Source organism: Microbacterium sp. BF1 (assembly GCF_019279095.1).
Classification (GTDB): Bacteria; Actinomycetota; Actinomycetes; order Actinomycetales; family Microbacteriaceae; genus Microbacterium; species Microbacterium maritypicum.
In genome coordinates this window covers 1-5995 of the sequence record NZ_JAGYWT010000125.1, presented here as the reverse complement: position 1 = coordinate 5995, position 5995 = coordinate 1, and the positions used below count along the sequence as shown (strand labels likewise).

Below are 5995 nucleotides of genomic sequence, written 5' to 3'. Positions count from 1 at the left end.
ACACCACACCATCGAGATCAGCGAGAACCGTGTCGACCCCGTCGAGCGGAGTGCGCGGGGATCGCTTCCGAGAGAACAGCGCCACTACGCCTCCGGGTCCGAGTCTTCGTCCTCGTCTTCGCCGAGAAGCTCGCGCACCTCGTCTTCGACCGTCGGGTCCACTTCCGCAGACGCGTCGTCGTCGTCAGAGGCGCTCTCCTCTTCGACATCCGACTCTTCCTCAGCACCCTCAGGAGCGAGATCGTCAGAGGTCGCCGCGGCGACGCCCTGTGCGCCGTCCTCGTCGTCCGGGAACTCGCCTTCGATGAGGCTGTCTTCGATGAAGATCTCCTCGTCGCCGGCGTCATCGACGCCCAGCGCCTCGGCGGCCACCTCGGCGCGATGAGCCCAGAACTCCGCCTCGTCCGCGCGTCCGAGATCTTCGAGGACAGCGGCACGAGCGGCGAACAGAGCCGGGCTCCATTCGAATGCGCGATCGGGGTCGAGCTCGGGGATCTCGAGCTCGCCGAGCGCGAGTTCGAGATCGCCCTGGTCGAGGCGAGCGCCCGACATCGCGATCGCCAGCGCGACGCGGACAGGCGTGTCGAGCGCGGAGCGATCGACGGCTCGTCCGGTCTCGAGAGCACGGTCGGAACGACCGATGCCGCGCTCGCTGTCGACCATCAGAGCGATCTGATCGTCCTTGCCCGAGATGCGGCGGTAGGTGCGCAGCTCGCGCAGAGCGAGGGCGAAGTCCTCCGTGGCATACGCGGTGATGCCGAGAGTCTCCCGGACGATCGCGATGCGGCCGGCACGTCGCGACGCAGCCAGCGCATGCTCGTGAGCCAGTGCGGGATCCTCGTCGATGAGGCGGGAGGCCATCGCCAGATGACGGGCGACGTGCTCGGCGTTCTCCTTGCTCAGAGTCTTGAGCTCGTTGCGAGCTGCCCCATTGAGATCACGGGCCGTGACCTCATCGGGGATGTGCGGCTCATCGAACCGCGGACGCTCGTTGGCCGCCTGAGCCGGACGCTCCCTGCCCGCTCCCCCACGCTGCGGGAAAGACCGGGACTTGTCGCGGTCGCCGCCATCGCGGCGAGGGGCTGCACCGTCACGGTTGTACCCGCCCTCGCGACGGGGAGCTGCACCGTCACGGTTGTACCCGCCTTCGCGGCGCGGAGCTGCACCATCACGGTTGTAGCCACCTTCGCGGCGCGGAGCTGCACCATCACGGTTGTAGCCACCTTCGCGGCGCGGAGCTGCACCATCACGGTTGTAGCCGCCCTCGCGGCGCGGAGCTGCACCATCACGGTTGTACCCGCCACCCTCACGGCGCGGAGCTGCGGCGTCTCGACTGTTGCCGGAGCGTCCGCCAGAAGCCCGGTTCCCGCGCGATCCACTGTCGTCGTTGCGACGCGGACGGCGCTCTTCCTCTTCTGGCATGATGCTCCCTGCTCTCTTCGTGTAAACGCAAAATGGCCACCCAACGATGGGTGGCCATTTTGACTAAAAGGAGTCCGGCGGTGTCCTACTCTCCCACAGGGTCCCCCCTGCAGTACCATCGGCGCTGTGAGGCTTAGCTTCCGGGTTCGGAATGTAACCGGGCGTTTCCCTCACGCTATGGCCGCCGAAACACTATTGATGTTTCAATCAAACACATAACAAAGTCATTGTTGTTATGCGGTTCTCGACCGTACATCGAGAACCACTCAGTGGACGCGTAGCACCAACAAACGGTGTGTTATCAAGTCATCGGCTTATTAGTACCAGTCAGCTGCATGCATTACTGCACTTCCACATCTGGCCTATCAACCCAGTAGTCTGGCTGGGAGCCTCTCACCCGAAGGTATGGAAATCTCATCTTGAGGCCGGCTTCCCGCTTAGATGCTTTCAGCGGTTATCCATCCCGAACGTAGCTAATCAGCGGTGCTCCTGGCGGAACAACTGACACACCAGAGGTTCGTCCAACCCGGTCCTCTCGTACTAGGGTCAGATCCTCTCAAATTTCCTACGCGCGCAGCGGATAGGGACCGAACTGTCTCACGACGTTCTAAACCCAGCTCGCGTACCGCTTTAATGGGCGAACAGCCCAACCCTTGGGACCTACTCCAGCCCCAGGATGCGACGAGCCGACATCGAGGTGCCAAACCATGCCGTCGATATGGACTCTTGGGCAAGATCAGCCTGTTATCCCCGAGGTACCTTTTATCCGTTGAGCGACAGCGCTTCCACAAGCCACTGCCGGATCACTAGTCCCGACTTTCGTCCCTGCTCGACCTGTCAGTCTCACAGTCAAGCTCCCTTGTGCACTTACACTCGACACCTGATTGCCAACCAGGTTGAGGGAACCTTTGGGCGCCTCCGTTACTTTTTGGGAGGCAACCGCCCCAGTTAAACTACCCACCAGGCACTGTCCCTGAACCGGATTACGGTTCGAAGTTAGATATCCAGAGTGACCAGAGTGGTATTTCAACAATGACTCCACACGAACTAGCGTCCATGCTTCAAAGTCTCCCACCTATCCTACACAAGCCACACCGAACACCAATACCAAGCTGTAGTAAAGGTCACGGGGTCTTTCCGTCCTGCTGCGCGTAACGAGCATCTTTACTCGTAATGCAATTTCGCCGAGTTCGCGGTTGAGACAGTTGGGAAGTCGTTACGCCATTCGTGCAGGTCGGAACTTACCCGACAAGGAATTTCGCTACCTTAGGATGGTTATAGTTACCACCGCCGTTTACTGGGGCTTAAATTCTCAGCTTCGCCTTGCGGCTAACCGGTCCTCTTAACCTTCCAGCACCGGGCAGGCGTCAGTCCGTATACATCGTCTTGCGACTTGGCACGGACCTGTGTTTTTAGTAAACAGTCGCTACCCACTAGTCTCTGCGGCCTCCAAACGCTTTCGGGAGTAAATCCCTATACGCCGAAGGCCCCCCTTCTCCCGAAGTTACGGGGGCATTTTGCCGAGTTCCTTAACCACGATTCTCTCGATCTCCTTGGTATTCTCTACCTGACCACCTGAGTCGGTTTGGGGTACGGGCGGCTAGAACCTCGCGTCGATGCTTTTCTTGGCAGCATAGGATCACCCACTTTTTATCCGCATCGTGTCTCAGCCTATGTGAATCGCGGATTTGCCTACGACTCGGCCTACGCACTTGCACCAGGACAACCATCGCCTGGCTTGGGCTACCTTCCTGCGTCACACCTGTTAATACGCTAACCGCACCAGAATGGGGTCGTGCGCTAGGCCCAGAGCGTCACCCCGAAGGGATCAGTCACTGGGATTCAGACACTTAGCACTACTGGATTAGCTTGGGCGGTTCTTCGCCGGTACGGGAATATCAACCCGTTGTCCATCGACTACGCCTGTCGGCCTCGCCTTAGGTCCCGACTTACCCAGGGAAGATTAGCTTGACCCTGGAACCCTTGGTCTTTCGGAGGACGTGTTTCTCACACGTCATTCGCTACTCATGCCTGCATTCTCACTCGTGTAGCCTCCACGGCTGGTTTACACCGCCGCTTCGCTGGCCACACGACGCTCTCCTACCCATCAACACGGCTGGACCACGAAGGCCTACCAATAATGTCAATGCCACAACTTCGGTGGCGTGCTTGAGCCCCGTTACATTGTCGGCGCGGAATCACTTGACCAGTGAGCTATTACGCACTCTTTCAAGGGTGGCTGCTTCTAAGCCAACCTCCTGGTTGTCAAGGCAACTCCACATCCTTTCCCACTTAGCACGCGCTTTGGGACCTTAGTTGGTGGTCTGGGTTGTTTCCCTCTCGACTATGAAGCTTATCCCCCACAGTCTCACTGCTGCGCTCTCACTTACCGGCATTCGGAGTTTGGCTGACGTCAGTAACCTTGTAGGGCCCATCGGCCATCCAGTAGCTCTACCTCCGGCAAGAAACACGCAACGCTGCACCTAAATGCATTTCGGAGAGAACCAGCTATCACGAAGTTTGATTGGCCTTTCACCCCTATCCACAGCTCATCCCCTCAGTTTTCAACCTAAGTGGGTTCGGTCCTCCACGACGTCTTACCGTCGCTTCAACCTGGCCATGGATAGATCACTTCGCTTCGGGTCTAGGACATGCGACTGAATCGCCCTATTCAGACTCGCTTTCGCTACGGCTACCCCACACGGGTTAACCTCGCCACATATCGCTAACTCGCAGGCTCATTCTTCAAAAGGCACGCTGTCACCCCTACTAAGGAGGCTCCAACGGTTTGTAAGCAAACGGTTTCAGGTACTATTTCACTCCCCTCCCGGGGTACTTTTCACCTTTCCCTCACGGTACTTGTCCGCTATCGGTCATCTGGGAGTATTTAGGCTTATCAGGTGGTCCTGACAGATTCACACGGGATTTCACGGGCCCCGTGCTACTTGGGATACTCTTCGCGCCAAGAGAGGCATTTCGACTACGGGGTTGGCACCCTCTATGACCGGCCTTTCAAGACCGTTCGTCTATACCTTCTTGTAACGCCGCCACCTCGGCAGAGATGACTGAAAAGTCCCACAACCCCCAACGTGCAACGCCTGCCGGCTATCACACACGCTAGGTTTAGCCTGTTCCGGTTTCGCTCGCCACTACTAACAGAATCGCGGTTGCTTTCTCTTCCTGTGGGTACTGAGATGTTTCACTTCCCCACGTTCCCTCTACCCGCCCTATATATTCAGGCGGGAGTCACTAGGTCGGCACGCCGCCCAGCGGGGTTTCCCCATTCGGACACCCTCGGATCAAAACTTGCTTATCAGTTCCCCGAGGCTTATCGCAGATTGCTACGTCCTTCTTCGGCTCCAGATGCCAAGGCATCCACCGTTTGCTCTTAAAGACTTGAAATCACATGAGTTTGAATCAGAATCGACTCCAGACTCGAAAGCCTGGAATGAAATTGACTAATGATCTTTAAGATCATCTTGTGCAACCGATCCGAAGATCAGCTGCAAGATGCTCGCGTCCACTGTGTAGTTCTCAAAGTACGGGCGGTGCCCCTATCCACAACCCCGCAAACGGGGAAACAGAAAGAGGCCCAGAGTAACCAAATGCTTCCAACCCGAAGGTCAAAGCGCATCCGGTCCCTCAGGACCCAACAGCGTGCAGACACCGGTCCCCTCACCCAGAACCTTCCAACCGCAAGCGGCGTACTAGTTCCGAGATCAGATCTCGATGCCATGTCAAATGTTCCACCCATGAGCTCCCAGCGAAGAACGTATGCCTTCGATCTGGGTTCTGGACTCCGAAGAGTCAGATGCTCCTTAGAAAGGAGGTGATCCAGCCGCACCTTCCGGTACGGCTACCTTGTTACGACTTAGTCCTAATTACCGATCCCACCTTCGACGGCTCCCTCCACAAGGGTTAGGCCACCGGCTTCAGGTGTTACCGACTTTCATGACTTGACGGGCGGTGTGTACAAGACCCGGGAACGTATTCACCGCAGCGTTGCTGATCTGCGATTACTAGCGACTCCGACTTCATGAGGTCGAGTTGCAGACCTCAATCCGAACTGGGACCGGCTTTTTGGGATTCGCTCCACCTCGCGGTATTGCAGCCCTTTGTACCGGCCATTGTAGCATGCGTGAAGCCCAAGACATAAGGGGCATGATGATTTGACGTCATCCCCACCTTCCTCCGAGTTGACCCCGGCAGTATCCCATGAGTTCCCACCATTACGTGCTGGCAACATAGAACGAGGGTTGCGCTCGTTGCGGGACTTAACCCAACATCTCACGACACGAGCTGACGACAACCATGCACCACCTGTTTACGAGTGTCCAAAGAGTTGACCATTTCTGGCCCGTTCTCGTATATGTCAAGCCTTGGTAAGGTTCTTCGCGTTGCATCGAATTAATCCGCATGCTCCGCCGCTTGTGCGGGTCCCCGTCAATTCCTTTGAGTTTTAGCCTTGCGGCCGTACTCCCCAGGCGGGGAACTTAATGCGTTAGCTGCGTCACGGAATCCGTGGAATGGACCCCACAACTAGTTCCCAACGTTTACGGGGTGGACTACCAGG

The 5995-nt window shown here is 57.5% G+C and carries 1 protein-coding gene and 3 rRNA genes; all 4 read right to left on the bottom strand.

Translation table 11 applies throughout. The features are described from left to right. Positions 1–84: 84 nt before the first annotated feature. Positions 85–1422: a hypothetical protein gene (locus KZA10_RS17835; RefSeq protein WP_256934493.1), complete on the bottom strand. Its 1338-nt coding sequence runs from the start codon at positions 1420–1422 to the stop codon at positions 85–87. A gap of 72 nt (positions 1423–1494) precedes the next feature. After that, a 5S ribosomal RNA gene (rrf, locus tag KZA10_RS06485) occupies positions 1495–1611 on the bottom strand. A 108-nt stretch (positions 1612–1719) separates the two neighbouring features. Next, a 23S ribosomal RNA gene (locus KZA10_RS06480) occupies positions 1720–4824 on the bottom strand. A 420-nt stretch (positions 4825–5244) separates the two neighbouring features. Next, positions 5245–5995, bottom strand: a 16S ribosomal RNA gene (locus tag KZA10_RS06475); the annotation flags it as partial.

Excerpts from the sequence above, each read along its gene's own strand:
- KZA10_RS17835 (WP_256934493.1), bottom strand. The coding sequence starts at position 1,422 with ATGCCAGAAGAGGAAGAGCGCCGTCCGCGTCGCAACGACGACAGTGGA.